Annotated in this window: 19 protein-coding genes; 15 read left to right on the top strand and 4 right to left on the bottom strand. The window is 72.5% G+C overall.

Annotation, left to right across the window (positions count from 1 at the left end; genetic code table 11):
- The first annotated feature begins 186 nt into the window (after positions 1-186).
- The 9 genes from ileS to F0U47_RS18110 all read left to right on the top strand — a co-directional run bounded on the left by ileS (position 187) and on the right by F0U47_RS18110 (position 9,311).
- Entirely contained in the window at positions 187-3,408 is a 3,222-nt protein-coding gene (ileS, locus tag F0U47_RS18150) for an isoleucine--tRNA ligase (protein WP_149751890.1), read from the top strand.
- Between the two features lie 41 nt (positions 3,409-3,449).
- Entirely contained in the window at positions 3,450-4,556 is a 1,107-nt protein-coding gene (gene dapE / locus F0U47_RS18145) for a succinyl-diaminopimelate desuccinylase (protein ID WP_149751889.1), read from the top strand.
- Positions 4,553-5,281 (top strand): LOG family protein, encoded by a 729-nt coding sequence (locus F0U47_RS18140; RefSeq protein ID WP_149751888.1) that lies wholly within the window; start codon positions 4,553-4,555, stop codon positions 5,279-5,281. The genes dapE and F0U47_RS18140 overlap by 4 nt, the downstream gene beginning before the upstream one ends.
- 10 nt (positions 5,282-5,291) lie before the next feature.
- Positions 5,292-5,666, top strand: coding sequence for a DivIVA domain-containing protein (locus tag F0U47_RS18135; protein ID WP_246159689.1), 375 nt, complete (start codon positions 5,292-5,294; stop codon positions 5,664-5,666).
- Positions 5,667-5,764: 98 nt separating this feature from the next.
- Positions 5,765-5,932 (top strand): DUF3117 domain-containing protein, encoded by a 168-nt coding sequence (locus F0U47_RS18130; RefSeq protein WP_091024313.1) that lies wholly within the window; start codon positions 5,765-5,767, stop codon positions 5,930-5,932.
- A complete protein-coding gene (locus F0U47_RS18125; protein ID WP_149751887.1) occupies positions 5,929-7,530 on the top strand; it encodes a leucyl aminopeptidase family protein in 1,602 nt (533 codons plus the stop codon). The genes F0U47_RS18130 and F0U47_RS18125 overlap by 4 nt, the downstream gene beginning before the upstream one ends.
- Positions 7,527-7,865 carry a hypothetical protein gene (locus F0U47_RS18120; protein WP_149751886.1) on the top strand — a complete coding sequence of 113 codons (339 nt, stop codon included), beginning with the start codon at positions 7,527-7,529 and terminating at the stop codon, positions 7,863-7,865. Before F0U47_RS18125 ends, F0U47_RS18120 begins: the two co-directional genes overlap by 4 nt.
- Positions 7,866-7,898: 33 nt before the next feature.
- Entirely contained in the window at positions 7,899-8,294 is a 396-nt protein-coding gene (locus F0U47_RS18115; protein ID WP_149751885.1) for a MerR family transcriptional regulator, read from the top strand.
- Between the two features lie 9 nt (positions 8,295-8,303).
- Positions 8,304-9,311 carry an aldo/keto reductase gene (locus tag F0U47_RS18110; protein ID WP_149751884.1) on the top strand — a complete coding sequence of 336 codons (1,008 nt, stop codon included), beginning with the start codon at positions 8,304-8,306 and terminating at the stop codon, positions 9,309-9,311.
- 5 nt (positions 9,312-9,316) lie between these two features.
- Here the strand turns inward: F0U47_RS18110 and F0U47_RS18105 are convergent, their stop codons facing one another.
- On the bottom strand, positions 9,317-9,985 hold the full coding sequence (locus tag F0U47_RS18105; protein WP_246159688.1) for an O-methyltransferase: 669 nt from the start codon (positions 9,983-9,985) through the stop codon (positions 9,317-9,319).
- Positions 9,986-10,202: 217 nt separating this feature from the next.
- Here F0U47_RS18105 and sigE point away from each other — a divergent pair, with 217 nt between their 5' ends.
- Genes sigE through F0U47_RS18095 form a run of 3 tightly spaced genes read left to right on the top strand, consistent with a single transcriptional unit; the run spans position 10,203 to position 12,840 of the window.
- Positions 10,203-10,820: an RNA polymerase sigma factor SigE gene (gene sigE / locus F0U47_RS18100; protein ID WP_149751883.1), complete on the top strand. Its 618-nt coding sequence runs from the start codon at positions 10,203-10,205 to the stop codon at positions 10,818-10,820.
- Positions 10,820-11,368, top strand: coding sequence for a hypothetical protein (locus F0U47_RS21355; protein WP_188111416.1), 549 nt, complete (start codon positions 10,820-10,822; stop codon positions 11,366-11,368). Before sigE ends, F0U47_RS21355 begins: the two co-directional genes overlap by 1 nt.
- A 56-nt stretch (positions 11,369-11,424) precedes the next feature.
- Positions 11,425-12,840, top strand: coding sequence for a S1C family serine protease (locus tag F0U47_RS18095; RefSeq protein WP_188111415.1), 1,416 nt, complete (start codon positions 11,425-11,427; stop codon positions 12,838-12,840).
- A gap of 5 nt (positions 12,841-12,845) precedes the next feature.
- On the opposite strand, the gene F0U47_RS18090 is transcribed toward F0U47_RS18095, so the two are convergent.
- Positions 12,846-13,082, bottom strand: a complete 237-nt coding sequence (locus tag F0U47_RS18090) for a helix-turn-helix domain-containing protein (protein ID WP_149751881.1) — start codon at positions 13,080-13,082, stop codon at positions 12,846-12,848.
- A gap of 100 nt (positions 13,083-13,182) precedes the next feature.
- Here F0U47_RS18090 and F0U47_RS18085 point away from each other — a divergent pair, with 100 nt between their 5' ends.
- Both F0U47_RS18085 and F0U47_RS18080 read left to right on the top strand, forming a co-directional pair.
- The gene (locus F0U47_RS18085) at positions 13,183-13,845 is read left to right on the top strand and encodes a hypothetical protein (RefSeq protein ID WP_149751880.1); all 663 of its coding nucleotides are present in this window, start codon (positions 13,183-13,185) and stop codon (positions 13,843-13,845) included.
- Between the two features lie 3 nt (positions 13,846-13,848).
- Positions 13,849-15,048 carry a CpaE/TadZ family protein gene (locus tag F0U47_RS18080; protein ID WP_149751879.1) on the top strand — a complete coding sequence of 400 codons (1,200 nt, stop codon included), beginning with the start codon at positions 13,849-13,851 and terminating at the stop codon, positions 15,046-15,048.
- Here F0U47_RS18080 and F0U47_RS18075 read toward each other — a convergent pair.
- Together F0U47_RS18075 and F0U47_RS18070 are read right to left on the bottom strand one after the other, a co-directional pair.
- Positions 15,038-16,390: a hypothetical protein gene (locus tag F0U47_RS18075; protein WP_149751878.1), complete on the bottom strand. Its 1,353-nt coding sequence runs from the start codon at positions 16,388-16,390 to the stop codon at positions 15,038-15,040. The two genes, F0U47_RS18080 and F0U47_RS18075, sit on opposite strands and share 11 nt — an antisense overlap.
- On the bottom strand, positions 16,387-16,755 hold the full coding sequence (locus tag F0U47_RS18070) for a hypothetical protein (protein WP_149751877.1): 369 nt from the start codon (positions 16,753-16,755) through the stop codon (positions 16,387-16,389). The genes F0U47_RS18075 and F0U47_RS18070 overlap by 4 nt, the downstream gene beginning before the upstream one ends.
- A gap of 135 nt (positions 16,756-16,890) precedes the next feature.
- Between F0U47_RS18070 and F0U47_RS18065 the strand changes: the two genes are divergently transcribed.
- Positions 16,891-18,357, top strand: a complete 1,467-nt coding sequence (locus F0U47_RS18065) for a WS/DGAT/MGAT family O-acyltransferase (RefSeq protein ID WP_149751876.1) — start codon at positions 16,891-16,893, stop codon at positions 18,355-18,357.
- The last annotated feature ends 41 nt before the right edge of the window (positions 18,358-18,398 follow it).

The raw sequence follows: 18,398 nt of genomic DNA, 5'->3' as shown, positions 1-18,398 counted from the left end.
GAGCCGTCATCAGCGGCGAGCCCCGGGAAGAACGGCTCTGTCGGCAGGCAGAGCTCAGTAGAACCCGGCGGGTAGGCCCGTCACAGCCGTGAACGAGTGGCTCCTCGGTGAGGAGCAAGCGAGGTGGTACCGCGGCGTGAGTCGTCCTCGTGGCAGGACACCGACCACCACCGCAGGAGACCACCGATGGCCTACCCGAAGGTCACCACCGACCTCGTCAGCTCGGCCGACCCCGGCCGGGGCGTCCCGTCCTCGCCGCGCTTCCCCGAGATCGAGGAGCGGGTGCTGGCCTACTGGGCCGAGGACGACACGTTCCGCGCCAGCGTCGACCAGCGGGACGCGGGTGAGGACGGCTCCAACGAGTTCGTGTTCTACGACGGCCCGCCGTTCGCCAACGGGCTGCCGCACTACGGCCACCTGCTGACCGGCTACGTGAAGGACATCGTGCCGCGCTACGAGACGATGCGCGGCAAGCGCGTCGAGCGGCGCTTCGGCTGGGACACCCACGGGCTCCCGGCCGAGCTCGAGGCGATGCGCCTCAACGGGATCAAGACCACCGACGAGATCGTCGAGATGGGCATCGACAGGTTCAACGACGCCTGTCGCGCGTCGGTGCTGAAGTACACGGGGGAGTGGCGCGACTACGTCACCCGGCAGGCCCGCTGGGTCGACTTCGACAACGACTACAAGACCATGAACCCCGAGTTCATGGAGTCGGTGCTCTGGGCGTTCAAGAGCCTCTACGACAAGGGCCTCGTCTACGAGGGCTTCCGCGTCCTGCCGTACTGCTGGAACGACGAGACCCCGCTCTCCAACCACGAGCTGCGGATGGACGACGACGTCTACCAGGACCGGCAGGACCCGTCGGTCACCGTCGGCTTCGAGGTCGTGACCGACGGGCAGTTCGCCGGCGCGAAGCTGCTCGTCTGGACCACGACGCCGTGGACGCTGCCGAGCAACCTGGCCGTGATGGTCGGGTCGGACATCGACTACGTCATGGTGGAGGACTACGGGGTGGACCGGTACGTCCTCGCCGAGGCGCGGCTGGCGGCGTACTCCCGCGAGCTCGGCGAGGAGCCGAACGTCGTGTGGCGGGGCAAGGGCGCCGAGCTGGTCGGACTGACCTACACGCCGCCGTTCCGCTACTTCGAGGGCCACGAGAACGCCTTCCGCGTCGTGCCCGCCGACGAGGCCGTGACGACCACGGACGGCACCGGCCTCGTGCACAGCGCCGGCGCGTTCGGTGAGGTCGACAAGGAGGTCACCGACCGCGAGAACATCGAGCCGGTCATGCCGGTCGGCAAGGACGGGCGGTTCACAGCGCCGGTCGACGAGTACGCCGGGATGCTGGTCTTCGACGCCAACCTGCACATCATCGACCACCTCAAGGCCCGCACCGGTGCGGTCACGCCCGGCACCGTGCTGCTGCGCCGCGAGACCTACAACCACTCGTACCCGCACTGCTGGCGGTGCCGCGAGCCCCTGATCTACAAGGGCGTCGAGTCGTGGTTCGTCGAGGTCACCAAGTTCAAGGACCGGATGCTCGAGCTGAACGAGCAGATCCGCTGGGTGCCCGACCACATCAAGCAGGGCCAGTTCGGCAGGTGGCTCGAGAACGCCCGCGACTGGTCGATCACCCGCAACCGGTTCTGGGGCAGCCCGGTGCCGGTGTGGAAGAGCGACGACCCGGCGTACCCCCGGATCGACGTCTACGGCTCGTTCGAGGAGATCGAGCGCGACTTCGGCCGGCTGCCGCGCAACCGCGACGGCGAGCCGGACCTGCACCGTCCGTGGGTCGACGACCTGACCCGCCCCAACCCCGACGACCCGACCGGACGCTCGACGATGCGCCGCGTCGCCGACGTGCTCGACGTGTGGTTCGACTCCGGCTCCATGTCGTTCGGGCAGGTGCACTACCCGTTCGAGAACAAGGAGTGGTTCGAGCACCACTTCCCGGCCGACTTCATCGTCGAGTACATCGGCCAGACCCGCGGCTGGTTCTACACCCTGCACATCCTCGCCAGCGCGCTCTTCGACCGTCCGGCGTTCTCCTCCTGCATCAGCCACGGCATCGTGCTCGGCTCCGACGGCAACAAGATGTCGAAGTCGCTGCGCAACTACCCCGACGTGCGCGAGGTCTTCGACCGCGACGGGGCCGACGCGATGCGCTGGTTCCTGATGGCGAGCCCGATCCTGCGCGGCGGCAACCTGGTCGTCACCGAGCAGGGCATCCGCGACGCCGTGCGCCAGGTGATGATCCCGCTCTGGAACACCTGGTACTTCTTCTCGCTCTACGCCAACGCCGAGGGCTACGAGGCCCAGGGGCGCACGGACTCCACGGACCCGCTCGATCGCTACCTGCTCGCCAAGACCCGGCAGTACGTCGAGCAGCTCACCGCCGAGATGGACGACTACGCCATCGCCGACGCGTGCGAGACCACCCGCAGCTTCCTCGACGTGCTGACGAACTGGTACGTCCGGCGCTCGCGCGAGCGGTTCTGGGAGGGCCGGGCCGAGGCGTTCGAGACGCTGGCCGCGGTCCTCGACGTCGTGTGCCGCGCCGTCGCGCCGCTGCTGCCGCTGACGACCGAGGAGGTCTGGCGCGGGCTGACCGGCGGCCGCTCGGTGCACCTCGCCGACTGGCCGGACGTCGCCGACCTGCCGGCCGACGACACCCTCGTCGCGGCGATGGACCAGGTGCGCGAGGTGTGCTCGGCGACGTCGGCGCTGCGCAAGGCCGGCGGCCTCCGCAACCGGTTGCCGCTGGGCTCGCTCACCGTCGTCGTGGACGACCCTGCGTCGCTAGAGGCGTTCAGCGCGATCGTCGCCGACGAGGTCAACGTGAAGGACGTCCGGCTGCTCGCGGCCGACTCGCCCGAGGCGTCGTCGTACGGCGTCTCGCAGCGGCTCACCGTCAACGCCCGCGCCGCGGGTCCCCGTCTCGGCAAGGACGTCCAGACCGCGATCAAGGCGTCGAAGTCCGGCGACTGGAGCGTTGCCGAGGACGGGACCGTCACCGCCGGCGGGCTCGCGCTGGTCGAGGGGGAGTACTCCCTCGAGACCGTGGTCGGGTCGGCAGCGGAGGGCGCCGCCACCGGCATGCTGCCGGGTGGCGGCTTCGTCGTCCTCGACACCGTCGTGACGCCGGACCTCGCCGAGGAGGGCCTCGCGCGCGACCTCGTGCGCGCCGTCCAGCAGGCGCGCCGCGACGCCGGCCTCGACGTCACCGACCGGATCGAGCTGGTCATCTCCGGGTCGTCCGCGGTCCTCGCAGCCGCTCGCGCCCACGAGGACCTGATCGCGAAGGAGACGCTGGCGACGTCGTACACCGTCGCCGAGGGTGCCGACGGCTCGACGGTGACGGTCGGCGACCGTGAGCCGGCGGTCGTGGCCGTGGCGCGGGTCTGACGTGGCTCCGCGCCGCTGGCCCCGGCTGGTTGGATGAGGGCATGACAGTGCCGCCCGGGCTGGACCTGACCGCCGATGCCGTCACCCTGACCCGTCAGCTCGTCGACATCGAGTCGGTCTCCCGCAACGAGCAGGAGATCGCGGACGCCGTCGAGGTGGCGCTCCGGGCGCTGCCGCACCTCACCGTCACCCGGCGCGGCAACACCGTCGTCGCGCGCACCTCGCTGGGGAGGGGCAGCCGGGTCGTCCTGGCCGGCCACCTCGACACGGTGCCGATCAACGCCAACCTGCCCAGCCGGCTGGAGGACGGGATCCTCCACGGCCTCGGCACCTGCGACATGAAGGGCGGCGACGCGGTCATCCTGCGGATCGCGGCGACCGTGACGGAGCCGGTGCACGACCTCACCTTCGTGCTCTACGAGTGCGAGGAGATCGACTCCCGGTTCAACGGGCTGCGACTCCTCAGCGAGTCCGACCCGGAGCTCCTCGTCGCCGACTTCGCCGTGCTCATGGAGCCGTCGAACGCCGTCGTCGAGGCCGGCTGCCAGGGCACCCTGCGCGTCGACGTGCGCACCCGTGGCGAGCGCGCCCACTCCGCCCGCAGCTGGCGCGGCGTGAACGCCATCCACGGCGCGGCCGGCGTGCTCCAGCGCCTGCAGGCGTACGACGCACGCATGCCCGTCATCGACGGGCTGGAGTACCACGAGGGGCTCAACGCCGTCGGCATCAGCGGCGGCGTCGCGGGCAACGTGATCCCCGACGAGTGCGTCGTCAGCGTCAACTACCGCTTCGCCCCCGACCGCTCGGAGGAGGAGGCGCTGGCGTTCGTGACCGAGTTCTTCGCGCCGTACGACGTCACCCTGACCGACTCCGCGCCCGGCGCGCTCCCGGGGCTCGACCGCCCGGCGGCGAAGGCGTTCATCGACGCGGTGGGCGGGCCCGACGGCAGGGTGAACCCGAAGTTCGGCTGGACCGACGTCGCCCGGTTCACCACGCTCGGCGTGCCGGCCGTCAACTTCGGTCCCGGTGACCCGACGCTGGCGCACAAGCAGGAGGAGCACGTGCCGGTGGAGCAGATCGAGCGTTGTGAGCAGGAGCTCCGCACCTGGTTGACCACGGGCGTCGCAGAGGAGGAGGAGAGCGGGTGAAGGCCAAGTTCAAGGGCCCGGTGATCCAGCGCCGCGGACAGATCGACGGGTCCACCACCGACCAGCGGCTGCTCGACTCCCGGGGCCAGTCCGACTGGGTGCACACCGACCCCTGGCGGGTGCTCCGGATCCAGGCGGAGTTCATCGAGGGCTTCGGTGCGCTGGCCGAGCTCGGAGCGGCGATCGCGGTGTTCGGGTCGGCGCGCACGCCAACCGACGACCCGGCCTACGCCCAGGCGATGGACGTGGGGCACAAGCTGGTCGGCGCCGGCTTCGCCGTCATCACCGGCGGTGGTCCGGGCGCCATGGAAGCGGCGAACCGTGGGGCGAGCGAGGCCGGCGGGGTCAGCGTCGGGCTCGGCGTGGAGCTGCCGTTCGAGGCCGGTCTCAACGAGTGGGTCGACATCGGCATCAACTTCCGCTACTTCTTCGTCCGCAAGACGATGTTCGTGAAGTACTCGCAGGGCTTCATCGTGCTCCCCGGCGGCATCGGGACCCTCGACGAGATGTTCGAGGCGGTGACGCTCGCCCAGACCCAGAAGGTCACCGAGTTCCCGGTCGTCCTGGTCGGGACCGAGTACTGGTCCGGTCTCATGGACTGGCTCCGCGACACCGTCCTGGCCACGGGCAAGATCGGCCAGTCCGACCTCGATCGGCTTGTCCTGACCGACGACGTCGACGAGGCGGTCGCCCTGATGGTCGCCGCGCGCGACCGCCACGCCTGAGGAGCATGCCGTGCCAGAAGCGATGATGTGGGTCTTCGCCGTCCTCATCGTGCTCGCCATGGGCGGCATCGCGTTGCTGGCCGCCGGTCGTGGCGAGCCGATGAAGCCGGCGTACGACGACCGCCCCGATGCGCGGGTCCCACTCGACCGGCCGATCACCGCCGACGACCTCCGCCGCGTGCGCTTCTCGCTGGCGTTCCGCGGCTACCGGATGTCCGAGGTCGATGCCCTCCTCGCCCGGCTCGCCGCCGAGCAGGAGCAGCGCGGAGGGCCTGCGCCGCCGGCGGCCGCGAAGCCGGCACCGGCGGCCCCCGCACCGGCCGACCGCCCCGGCAAGCACCGTTCGTTCCCGGACGTCCCGCCGCCCACCACGCACGCGGACTGACGGCCTGTGCTGCACGGCGGACGGGGCATAGGAGATAATGGCCGGGCGAACCCGCGCAGAGCAGGTATGCCAGTGATGATTGGGAAGAGGGGTGCCGCATGGCGGCGATGAAGCCTCGGACCGGTGACGGTCCGCTCGAGGTCACCAAGGAGGGTCGGGGCATCGTCATGCGGGTCCCGCTCGAGGGCGGCGGCCGGTTGGTCGTCGAGCTCAACGCCGAAGAGGCGGGTGCTCTCGGTGACGCTCTCAAGAACGTTGTCGGGTGACGGACGCCGTTCTTCCCAGCCAGGTTTCTCCCCCTGAGTTCGCGCTCAGCGAGCTCCTCCCGGCCGCCATCGTCGGCGTCGACACGGTGGCACTGCCGGTGCTGCCCGGGCCGCCCGAAGAGCCGGGCGTCCTGCTCGGTCCCGGTGCAGCCGACCTGACCGATGCGATCGACGTCGACCTCCTGGCGGTCGCCGAGCTCCGGAAGATGACTGGTGCGGTCGGCGAGGTCGTCGAGCTGCCGGTCCCGCTGGGCACCTCTGCCAACCCGGCGCTCCGCCTCGTGCTGCTGGTCGGCGTGGGTGCCGCCCGGCCGGTCGACGTACGACGCGCCGGCGCGGCCCTCGCGCGCGCCACCCGCGACCGCGACGCCGTCGCCACCTCGATCCCGGCCGTCGCCCCCGACGACGGTCCGGACGACTTCGTCGCCGCGCTGGAGGCCTTCGTCGCCGGCACGATGCTCGGGTCGTTCGACTTCCACTGGCGCTCCTCCGGGCCGGAGCACCAGCCGGTCCGCCGGGTCGTGGTCGCGGTGCCGGCCGAGACCGTCGGCGACGCGGACCAGGCGACGCTGGCCCGCGCGGTGGCCATCGGTGGCGCAGGCTGGCGCTCCCGGACCCTCGCCACCGTGCCGAGCAACCTCAAGAACCCCGCGTGGCTCGCGGCCCAGGCCGAGCAGATCGCAGCGGCTGCCGGGCTCGACGTCCGGGTCTGGGACGAGGCCGACCTGGAGCGCGAGGGGTTCGGCGGGATCGTCGGCGTCGGCCGCGCCTCCGCGACGCCGCCCCGCCTGATCAGGCTCGACTACACCCCGCCGGACGTCGGCTCGCGTGCCGCCAAGAAGCTCCCGCACGTCGTGCTGGTCGGCAAAGGGATCACGTTCGACAGCGGCGGGCTCTCGATCAAGCCGGGGCCGAGCATGGTGTCGATGAAGCGCGACATGACCGGCGGCGCGGTCGTGCTTGCGGCCATGGCCGCTCTCGCCGACGTGGGCTGCCAGGTCCGGGTGACCGGCCTGGTGCCGGCGGCCGAGAACGCCATCTCCGGCTCGGCGCTGCGTCCCGGTGACGTGGTGCGTCACTGGGGCGGTCGCACGACCGAGGTCACCAACACCGACGCCGAGGGCCGGCTCGTCCTCGCCGACGCCCTCGCCTACGCCGCCGCCGAGCTCGACCCGACGGTGCTCGTCGACGTCGCGACCCTGACGGGCGGGATCAAGATCGCGCTGGGGCAGCAGATGGGCGGCCTCTTCGCCAGCGACGACGCCCTCGCCGCGTCGCTCCGCGAGGCGGGGGAGCAGTCCGGGGAGCCGCTCTGGAGGTTCCCTCTCTACGCCGGCTACGAGGAGCGGCTGGCCTCCAAAGTCGCCGACGCCGACAACAGCGCCGGCACGCCGCAGGCCATCACCGCCGCGCTGTTCCTCCAGCACTTCACCGGTGGGCTCCCGTGGGCCCACCTCGACATCGCCTCCGTCGGCGACGTCGAGAAGGAGCTCCACGAGTGGACCGTCGGCCCGTCCGGGTTCGGCGCCCGCCTCCTGCTCACCTGGCTCGGCCGCCCCGAGCCGCTGGCCGGCATCACGACCGAGGAGAAGAGATGAAGGGTCTGACCGTGCGCTGGTCGCTCGCCGACGCGCCCGAGGGGGTGGAGGAGCAGCTGACGTCGTACGTCGCCGAGACCTCGCACGCCCGGTTCACCGGCATGGACGGCCTCGCCTACAAGACCTGGCGCATGGTGCCGGGTGCGTGGTTCGAGGGCTGCTACGTCTTCGCCGACGACGCGGCGCGGGCAGCGTTCCAGGAGACGTTCACGGCGAGTGCCGCGGAGTCGCCGGGCTCCCAGATCATCGGCAGCGCGCCGGTCCTGATCGAGCCCTGCGAGATCGTCGCGATCGCCGAGGGTGCTGCCGGATTCGAGGCCGCGCCCCGCGCTTGACTTGGAGTGCACTCCAAGTCCGACACTGGTCGGATGAGCTACTCGATCGCGGAGGCCGCCGACCGGTCGGGTCTCACCCCCCACACCCTGCGGTACTACGAGCGCGACGGACTGTTGCTGGCCGCTGTCGATCGCTCCACCTCCGGTCATCGCCGTTACACCGACCGTGACCTGGCGTGGATCGAGCTGGTCACGCGGCTCCGCGCCACCGGCATGCCCATCCGTGAGGTGCGGAAGTACGCCGACCTCGTGCGGTCCGGCGACGGCAACGAGGCCGAGCGGCTCGCCCTGCTGGTGGCGCACCGCGAGCGCGTCGAGGCGCAGCTCGCCGAGGTGACCGGTCACCTGCGGGCGATCGACCACAAGATCGGGATCTACGAGGGAAAGGTCGAGCAGGCGCTTGACCTGGAGCGCGCTCGAAGTCGTTGAGTGGAGGGCATGACCCTCACCACCCGCACTCTTGGCACCGACTCCTCCCTGACCGTCTCCGTCCTCGGCCTGGGCTGCATGGGCATGTCGGAGTTCTACGGGACCGCCGACGAGGGAGAGGCGGTGGCCACCATCCACCGCGCTCTCGACCTCGGGGTGACCTTCCTCGACACCGCCGACATGTACGGCCCCTTCACGAACGAGCAGCTGGTCGGTCGCGCGATCGCCTCCAGCCAGCACGGCCGGGACGGCGTCCAGCTCGCCACCAAGTTCGGCAACGAGCGGCTCCCGGACGGGACCCCGGTCGGCATCAACGGCCGGCCGGAGTACGTCCGTGCCGCCTGCGACGCCTCGCTCGCCCGGCTCGGCGTCGACGTCATCGACCTCTACTACCAGCACCGGGTCGACAAGTCCGTGCCGATCGAGGAGACCGTCGGCGCGATGGCCGAGCTGGTCGCCGCCGGGAAGGTGCGCCACCTCGGGCTCTCCGAGGCGGCGCCGGCGACCATCCGGCGCGCGCACGCGGTCCACCCGATCACCGCGCTGCAGACCGAGTACTCCCTCTTCACGCGCGACGTCGAGGACCAGATCCTCCCGACGATCCGCGAGCTCGGGATCGGCCTGGTCCCGTACTCCCCGCTGGGCCGGGGCATGCTCACCGGCACGATCACCGAGTCAGGCGGCGCCGCCGGCGACGGCGACCTCCGGCGGTCGGCGTACTTCCCGCGGTTCCAGGGCGACGCGCTGGCCACGAACCTCGCGCTCGTCGAGAACGTCCGGGCCCTCGCCGACCAGAAGGGCGTCACGCCCGGGCAGGTCGCGCTGGCGTGGGTGCTGGCCCAGGGGCCGGACGTGGTGCCGATCCCCGGCACGAAGCGGACGCGCTACCTCGAGGAGAACGTCGCGGCCGCCGCGGTCGAGCTGACCGACCACGACCTGGTCGCGCTCGAGAAGGCGGTGCCGCGCGACGCGGTCGTGGGCGAGAGGTACGGCGACATGTCGCCCATCGACGCGTAGGGGCGTCAGTCCCCGCCTTCGGGGACCCACTCCTTCTTGGCGACCAGCAGGCCGTCACCGACGGGGAGCAGCAGCGGCACCAGGCCGTCGGTCACGCTGACCTCCTGGACGAGCGCCCGGATCGCGATCGTCTCGTCGTCGCGCTGGGCCGGGTCGGCGACCCGGTCGTGCCACAGCGCGTTGTCGAACGCGACGACGCCGCCGGGGCGCAGCAGCCGGAGGGCCTCGGCCAGGTAGGCGCCGTACTCGCGCTTGTCAGCGTCGGCGAACACGATGTCGTAGTGGCCGTCGGTCAGGCGGGGGAGCACGTCGAGCGCGCGGCCCGCGATGGTGCGCACCCGCTGGGGCGGGACGCCCTCGTCCTTGAAGCTCTCGCGGGCCAGGCGCTGGTGCTCGGCCTCGACGTCGACGGTGGTCAGCACGCCGTCGGGGCGCATGCCGCGCAGCAGCCAGAGGCCGGAGACGCCGGCTCCCGTGCCGATCTCGACCACCGCCCGGGCGTCGAGCACCGCCGCCAGGAACCGCAGCGCGGCACCTGCCCCCGAGCCGATCGCGACCGCACCGACCTCCTCGGCGCGGGCACGCGCTGCCAGGAGCACGTCGTCCTCCGCGACGTAGGTCTCGGCGAAGGTCCAGCTGGCGGGGCTGATCGGGTCGAGCGGAGAGGCGGCCACGAGGCCACCGTAACGGTCTCCGGGCCTCGTTCCGGGTATCCACCGCCGGGAGTCCGACGGCCGCTGGCCGGAACAACACGCCCGAGCCGGTCGTTGGGAGGGTTGTCGCGGTCTCACGGGAGCCGTGGAGCCTTTTCACAGGGTTTCCTCAGGCCGCAGGCATACCGTCATCGCTCACGAGGGAGGCAGCACCCAGGTGCGGAGAAGGGCAGGAACCATGAGCGCGGAGCGACCGGTCGCCGAGCAGGCCGGGCAGACGGGGCAGGCTGGGCAGACGGGGGACTGGCAGTCGATCGTCGAGCAGCACTCCGACCGCGTGTTCCGCCTCGCGCTCCGCCTGACCGGCAACCGCCACGACGCCGAGGACCTCACCCAGGAGGTCTTCGTCCGGGTGTTCCGCTCGCTCCACACCTACCAGCCCGGCACGTTCGAGGGCTGGCTCCACCGGATCACGACCAACCTCTTCCTCGACCAGGCCCGCCGCCGCCAGCGGATCCGCTTCGACGCCCTCTCCGACGAGCGGGCCGCCCGGATCGCGAGCGCCGTCGCCGGGCCCGACACGGCGTACGCCGACCGCACCTTCGACGACGACGTCGAGGCCGCGCTCTCGGCGCTTCCGCCGGACTTCCGCGCCGCCGTGGTGCTCTGCGACATCGAGGGCCTGACCTACGAGGAGATCGCCGAGATCCTCGACGCCAAGCTCGGCACCGTGCGGTCCCGCATCCACCGCGGCCGGGCGATGCTCCGCGCCGCGCTGGCGCACCGCGCACCGACCGGCGACCGCACCCGGTTCGCCGGCCCGGCGCCGCTCGTGCCCGGGCTGGGACGGTCGTGATGGGCCACCTCGGCGCGCGGGTCAGCGCCCTCCTCGACGGCCAGCTCTCAGCAGCCGAGGCGGAGGAGGCCTGGGCCCACGTCTATGCGTGCCACGCCTGCCGCGACCTCGTCGAGCGGGAGGGATGGGTCAAGACCAGGCTCGCGGGGCTCTCCGGCGGTGTCGGCGCCGCCTCGCCCGACCTCAAGGGCTCGCTGCTCAGCCTGACGCCGGGGGAGCGGTTCCTCGTCGACTCCCGCCACAGAGCCGGCGGCATCCGCCGCGGTGTCGGCGTCGCCGTGCTCGGCGGCGGCGCGCTCGGCGCCGCGATGGTGGGCGTCCTGGCGCTCGGGTTCGGTCCCGGGAGCGAGCCCGCGGACCGTCGTCCGCCCGTCTCTCGGCTGGAGACGCCCGCGGCGAGCGAGCCGGCCGACGACGCGCAGCGCGGGCGGGACGGGCGGACCCCGGTCGGCGCCGTCGTGCCCGCGGCCACGGTCGACCCGCTCGGCGGGCCTGCCTGGACGACCCCGGCTCCCGTGCCGGCCTGGGTCCAGCAACTGCTCCCGTAGACCGACCGATCCCAGGCAGGAGAGCGGCGGCTGTGGCCATCGGCGATGATGGAACCGTGAACGAGCGATCCGACGACCCCGACGGCCGGACGCCGGAGCCGTCGGCCGAGCCCGAGCACACCCAGCCGATCGGGCACCGTCCGCCGGCCGAGGAGCGGTGGGCGCCGCCGGGCGGCGGCTCGTCACTTGTTCCTCCGATGTCACCCCCGCCGTCGTCACCACCGCCGGCCGCCCCGCCGGCAGCGCCGGCCGTGTCGCCGGCTCCCGCTCAGGAGCAGTACCCGCCCCCGCCGCCGACCCGGACGTTGCCGCCGCAGGCACCGGGCGGGCCCGCCCACCTCCGGGTCACGCGGCCGTCCACCCGGCCCTCCGGCTGGATGTGGCCGCTGGTCGCGGTGCTCGCCCTCGTGGTCGGCGTGGTCGGTGGTGTGCTCGGCGGGATCGGCTACTCCGAGTGGTCCGACGACGCCGACACCATCAGCTCGACCGTGGGCGGCGGGCTCGACGACGCGGACCTCAACACGCAGGCGCCGCTGGAGAAGCCCGGCTCCGTCGCCCGGGTTGCCCAGGAGGTGCTCCCGAGCACCGTCCAGATCATCGCCGAGCTCGACGGCGTCGAGGCCGGGGCCACCGGGTCGGGCTTCGTGCTCGACGGCAAGGGCCACATCATCACCAACAACCACGTCGTCGCCGACGCCGCCGAGAACGACGGTCCGATCGAGATCGTCGACCAGGACGGCAACCGGCTCCCCGCGACCGTCGTCGGGCGGAGTCCCGTCTACGACCTCGCCGTGCTCCACGTCTCCGGCGCCGAGGACCTCAAGCCCGCCGCGCTGGGCCGCTCGCGAGGGCTCCGCGTCGGCGAGCCCGTCGTGGCGATCGGGGCGCCCCTCGGTCTCAGCTCGACGGTGACGTCGGGCATCGTCAGCGCCCTCAACCGGCCGGTCACGACGGGCAACACCGCCGACGACTCGTCCTACATCAACGCGGTCCAGACCGACGCCGCGATCAACCCCGGCAACTCCGGCGGCCCGCTGGTGAACCTCCGCGGCCAGGTCGTCGGCGTGAACTCCGCGATCGCGACCAACGGCGGGGGCAGCATCGACGACCAAGCCGGCAACATCGGCGTCGGCTTCGCGATCCCGGTCGAGCAGGTCGTCGTCACCGCCGACCAGATCCTCGCCTCCGGCGAGGCGCAGTACCCCGTGATCGGCGCCCGCGTGGAGACCGGCGGCCCTGCCGAGTTCGACGGCGCGACGATCGACGAGGTCCTCGACGACTCACCGGCCCAGGAGGCCGGCCTCGAGGACGGCGACCTGATCACCCACGTCAACGGCGACCGGGTCACCGACGGGATCGCGCTCATCGTGGCGATCCGCACGCACCAGCCGGGCGAGACCATCGAGTTCACCATCGAGCGGGACGGCACCGAGCGGACGATCTCGGTCACGCTCGACGGCGAGGTGGGGTAGCTCCGCTAGTCCGGCGCGTCCGAGTCGACGAAGGGGTGCGTCTCGACGTACTTCTCGGCGGCCTTGTACTGCTCCTGGATGTACTCCTCCAGCTTGGTGGCCTCGACCCGCCACTGGCCCCGGCCGCCGATCTTGATCGCCGGCAGCTCGCCGCGGCGGACCAGTGCGTAGACCTGGGCGCTCGAGGTGTTGAGCACCTCGGCGACGTCGGCGAGCGTGTAGAAGCGCGGGGTCCCGGCCATGGGCCCATCGTCCCATCCGCACCTGCGCGATCGCAGCAACGCCCCGCTGACCTGTGGACGGCCAGGTGACGGGACGGCGGGGGGACTGCATCATGTCCTCGTGTCCAGTCTCGGGAAGCCGGGCACGCCAGCGCCTCCGGTCGCCACGAGGGTGACCAGGGCGGGGTGGCGTGACCCGCGGTTGTGGATCGGCCTGCTGATCGTCGCCGGGTCCGTCGTGCTCGGCGCTCGGCTGCTCGCCGCTGCGGACGACACGGTCGCCGTGTGGGCAGCGGTCGGCGACCACGGCGCAGGCGCGCCGATCGGCGCGGAGGACGTCGTCGCCGTACGCGTGCGGTTCACCGACGACGGCGACCTCGACCGCTACCTGTCCGCCGACGAGCCGCTGCCGGCCGACCTCGTGCTGGCCCGCGGGATCGGCGCCGGGGAGCTCCTCCCACGGTCCGCCGTCGGCGCGGCCCAGGACGCCGGCACCGTCCAGGTGCCCCTCGACCTCGACCCGAACCGGGTCCCGCCGACCGTCGTCACGGGGTCGGTGGTCGACGTCTACGTCAGCCTGTCCGGCGGTCGTGGCCAGAGCGCCGCTGACGCCCCGGCGCTGTCCGACACGACCGTGGTCGCCGCTCCGGCGGTCGAGGAGGCCTTCGCCGTCACCGGGACGCGCCAGCTGGTCCTGGCGGTCGACGAGGCGGAGGTCGCGGAGTTCCTCGCCGTGCTCGACGGCGCCGAGGACCCGGTCGTCCGCGTCGTCCAGAGGTCCTGAGCCGTGATCGTCACCCTGCTGGTGTCGACCGGCGCCGCCTGGGAGAGCAGCGCGCTCGCCAGTCTCAACGAGCACCCAGGCGTCGTCGTGCTCAAGCGGTGCGTCGACGTCGACGACCTGCTCGCGACGGCGAGCGCCGGCCAGGGCGAGGTCGCCGTGCTGGGGGCGGAGCTGGCGGGGCTCGACGCGGCGGTGGTCGACCAGCTGCGGCAGTACGGCGTTCGCGCCGTCGCCGTCGCGCAGGACGACGACGTGGCCCGCGCCCGCGCCCACCGGATCGGGATCGACGCGGTCGTCGCGGCGGACCGGGTCGAGGACCTCGTCGACGCCGTGGTGCGCGGCCCCGGTCCGGCCCTGCTGGAGGCACCGACCGTCGAGGCGGTCGCGGGGCTGCCGCCGTCGGCACCGCCCTCCGGTCGCGTGATCGCAGTCTGGGGGCCGGCCGGCGCTCCCGGGCGCACGACCCTGGCCACCGCGCTCGCGGCCGAGCTCGCCCGGCGCCGCATGACGACGGTGCTCGTCGACGCAGACCCCTACGGCGGCGCGGTCGCCCAGCAGCTCGGCGTCCTGGACGAGGTCTCCGGGCTGCTCTCCGCTGCCCGACTGGTGACCGGCGGCTCGATCGACGAGCGGTTCCCCACCGTCCAGCGCCGGCTCAGCGACCACCTGCGCGTCGTCACCGGGCTGCCGCGCGCGGACCGCTGGGTCGAGGTGCGGCCGGGGGCGCTGACCGCGATCGTCGAGCGGGCGCGGAGCGAGGCACAGGTGGTGATCGACACCGGGTTCAGCCTCGAGCAGGACCCGGCCACCGACGTCGGAGCCCGCCCGGAGCGCAACGCGATGACCCTCGAGGCGCTCACGGCAGCCGACGAGGTCCTGCTGGTCGGCGCGGCCGACCCGGTCGGCCTGGCCCGGGTCGCCCGCGCGATCGCCGAGGTTCACGAGGTGCTTCCGGCGCCCGTGCTCCGGTTGGTCGTCAACCGGATGCGACCCTCGCTCGGGTGGCGCGAGGCCGACGTCACCTCGATGCTGGCTGGGTTCGGCGGCAACCTCGGCGTCCACTTCCTGCCTGACGACCAGCCGGCGGTCGACCGGGCGCTCGTCGCCGGGCGCACGCTGGTCGAGGCGGGCGAGTCGCCGCTGACCCGGGCCGTCGCGTCGTTGGTCGACGCGATGGCGGGACGCGTGGCTGCTAGGCGGTGAACAGGAGGTACAACCCGCCCGCGGTGAACGCGACCATGGCGGCGAGCAGCGGCAGCTGACCGGTGATCTGGTGCCGCCGGGGGAGCAGCGCGATCGCCCGGTCGTGGGCGAGGACCGCCGCCGCGACGTGCCCGATCACGACCGCCATCACCTTGATCGTGGCGAGCACGCTCGGGTGGTAGGAGAACCAGTACGTCGGCTCGACCGCCGCGGTGAAGAAGATGTTCCACCCCTTGCCGAGCGGGTCGCTGGCCAGGGCGAGGGTCTGCGTGCCCACGTCGATGAGCAGCGTCAGGTAGTGGGCGACGATGTAACCCGCGACGATCGGCACGATCGAGTGCGCCAGCCGGCGCGGCAGCTCGGTGCGTCGCACGCCGGGCCCGACCGAGGTCAGCACGGCGCCGGTCGCGAAGATCAGGCCGGCGCCGACGCAGAACGCGAGCAGCCCGAGGTTGTCGAGCGTGAAGCCGGTGACCGACGCCTGCTGGATCGTGCGGAGCCAGTACGACGACCCGCTGAACGAGTCGAACGCCGTGCTGCCGAACAGCACGGCCACCACGGCGACGAGACCGGGCCGGGACGGGATGGTGGCGGCACCGGCCAGCGGGCTCCGCAGGGCCACGCCGCCCTCCTCGTTGCGACCCCAGATCGACAGCGAGCCCACGAGCGTGGAGTACACCTCGAACGGGTCGGCGTTCTCGTAGAACCGCGACCCGAAGACGGCGCCGCCGATGAGCATGGCGGCGACGTAGAGCGCGCACCAGAGCCGGACCGTGCCGAGGTCGGTCGGCGTGCGGCTGACCAGCTCCATCCACACGAAGGAGTAGAGCGCGATCGCCGCCGGCCAGTAGCCGAGCCAGGACGGGTAGTCGACGACGCCGCGCTCCGGGTCGCTGCCGGCGACCCGGGCCAGGGCCGCGTTGATCGTGCGCATCGGGCTGATCGCCCGCCAGACCGGGCCGAACAGGAGCGAGGCGAAGACCATGCCGACCCACAGCCAGACGTAGATGATCCCGAAGAACGGGTTGGTCAGCAGGTCCTCGCCGAGGACGGCGGTGAGCGCGGTGAAGACGAACCCGACCAGGCCGAGGGTCCGCAGCACGACGATCCATGGCGACGGGCGCTCGCGCACCGGCTCCTCGGGGTCTTCGAGGTCCTCGGCGACCTCCGGGTCCGCCTCGTCGTCGAGCCCGGTCGCATAGCGCGGCGTGCGCCAGGCGACCACCAGGACGGTGAACGAGACGACGAGGGCCGCGACGGCGCCGGAGACGGCGAGACCGAGCGAGATCGGCAGGTCCTCGGCGCCTCCGATGCCGTGGGCCTCGACCAGCGCGCCGATCAACGGACCTCGAGCTGGACGATCACCTGGTCCAGCTCGTGCGACTCGACCTCGACGACGCCGGGGCGGTCGATCTGGATCTCGAACGTCTCCGTGCCCTCCTCGTAGGAGAACTCCTGCTCGGGCGTCGAGTGCAGGTGGATCGTGCCGGGCTCGTCGGCGGTCACCACGAGGTCGATCGGCTCGCCCGCCCCGACCTCGACCCGATCGCCGTTCGGGGTCACCTCGCCGCCCTCGAACGTGATCTCGACCACGACGGGGTCCCCGCCGCCGTTGCCGTCGTCCGAGCCCTCGTCGGTGCTGCACGCAGAAAGCGCAGCTCCGGCGAGGAGAGTGACCGCGATCGCCCGCGCCGCCGTACGTCCCACCCCTGATCCTTCCGCCGTCGTCCACCGCAGCACACGCGGACAAATGCCAGCGTGGCCCCGGCGCTCTGTCAGAATCTCACGCAGCAAGTCATGGGGACTTGACGGGGGCTGGTTCCAGAAGGCGGTGGAATACCCGTGGTCGATCGGTTGCGAACTCGCGACCTCGCGCTCCTGACCGCAGAGACTCCTCAGACCCCGGCCCACAACGCGACGATCGAGATCTTCGATCCGGGCGACTCGGGGTTCGACTACAACCGGCTGGTCGAGCTGATCCGCGACCGCATCGCGTTCGTGCCGCGCTACCGGCAGCGCGTCCAGGTGGTCCCCGGCCACCTGGCGCCGCCGCTGTGGGTCGACGACGAGAACTTCGACCTCGGCTTCCACGTACGACGCTCGGCCCTGCCCCGTCCGGGTACGTCGAGCCAGCTGCTCGAGCTCGCCTCCCGGATCGTGTCGCGCCCGCTCGACCGCACCCGCCCGCTGTGGGAGGTCTACTTCGTCGAGGGTCTCGAGGGCGGCCGGGTCGCCCTGCTCTCCAAGACCCACCAGGCGCTCGTCGACGGTGTCCACACCGTCGACCTCGGCCAGCTGCTGCTCGACACCCAGCCGACCCCGCGCGAGCTCGAGCCCGACGACTGGGCGCCGCGTCGTGCCCCGGCGCCGGGCGCGCTCGTCGCCGGCGCGGTCCGCGACGCGCTCGTCGACGGCCAGACCGTCGCCAACACGGTGCGCGGGACGTCCCGGGCCGTGGTCCGCACCCTCGACGAGCGCACCCGCCGGGTCCGCAGCGTCGCCGAGGCGCTCACGGGCCGCCGGCCCAAGTCCCGGGGGGTGATCGGCGGCGAGCTGTCGCAGCAGCGCCGGGTGGTCACCGTCGAGACCTGCCTGGCCGACTACCGCAAGGTCCGGCAGGCGCACGGCGGCACGGTCAACGACGTCATCCTCGCGACCGTCACCGGCGGCCTCCGCTCGTGGCTGATGACCCGGGCCGAGTCGATGGGCGGGATCCGGCAGGTGCGCGCGGTGGTACCGGTCTCCGTGATCGACGAGGAGCTCGAGGCGACCTCGCTCGGCAGCCAGATCGCGGCGCACTTCGTCGACCTGCCGGTGGGGGAGGCGAGCCCGGTCGTGCGGCTGCACCAGGTCTCCTACTCGTTCCAGGCGCACAAGGAGACCGGTCGCAGCGTGGCGGCGAACCGGCTCGCCGGTGTCGCCGGGTTCGCGCCGACCACCTTCCACGCGATCGGGTCGCGGGTGGCCGCCGCCGAGCTGCGCCGCGGCTACCAGCTCTCGGTCACGAACGTGCCCGGCCCGCAGACCCCGCTCTACGCCGCCGGCGCCGAGATGCTGGCGAGCTACCCGGTCGCGCCGCTGGTGCCCGGACACCCGCTGGTCATCAGCGTCACCTCCTACAACGGCGGCGTGTTCTACGGCATCACCGCCGACCGCGACGTGGTGCCGGACGCCGACCTGCTCGGCATCTGCCTGCGCGAGGCCCTCGACGAGCTGCTCGAGGTCTCGTCGGCCGGCCGGCAGCGCGCTCCGCGCGGACGTCGTACGACGTCCTCGGCGAAGCCGAAGGGAAAGGGCACCAGCCGCTGACGGCCCCGGTTGGGCGAGTGCCCGATTGTCTGACAACATCG

It is taken from the genome of Nocardioides antri (genome assembly GCF_008373765.1).
GTDB lineage: Bacteria > Actinomycetota > Actinomycetes > Propionibacteriales > Nocardioidaceae > Nocardioides > Nocardioides antri.
The sequence above is the reverse complement of the archived record's forward strand: the minus strand, read 5'-3'. Positions and strand labels throughout refer to the sequence as shown.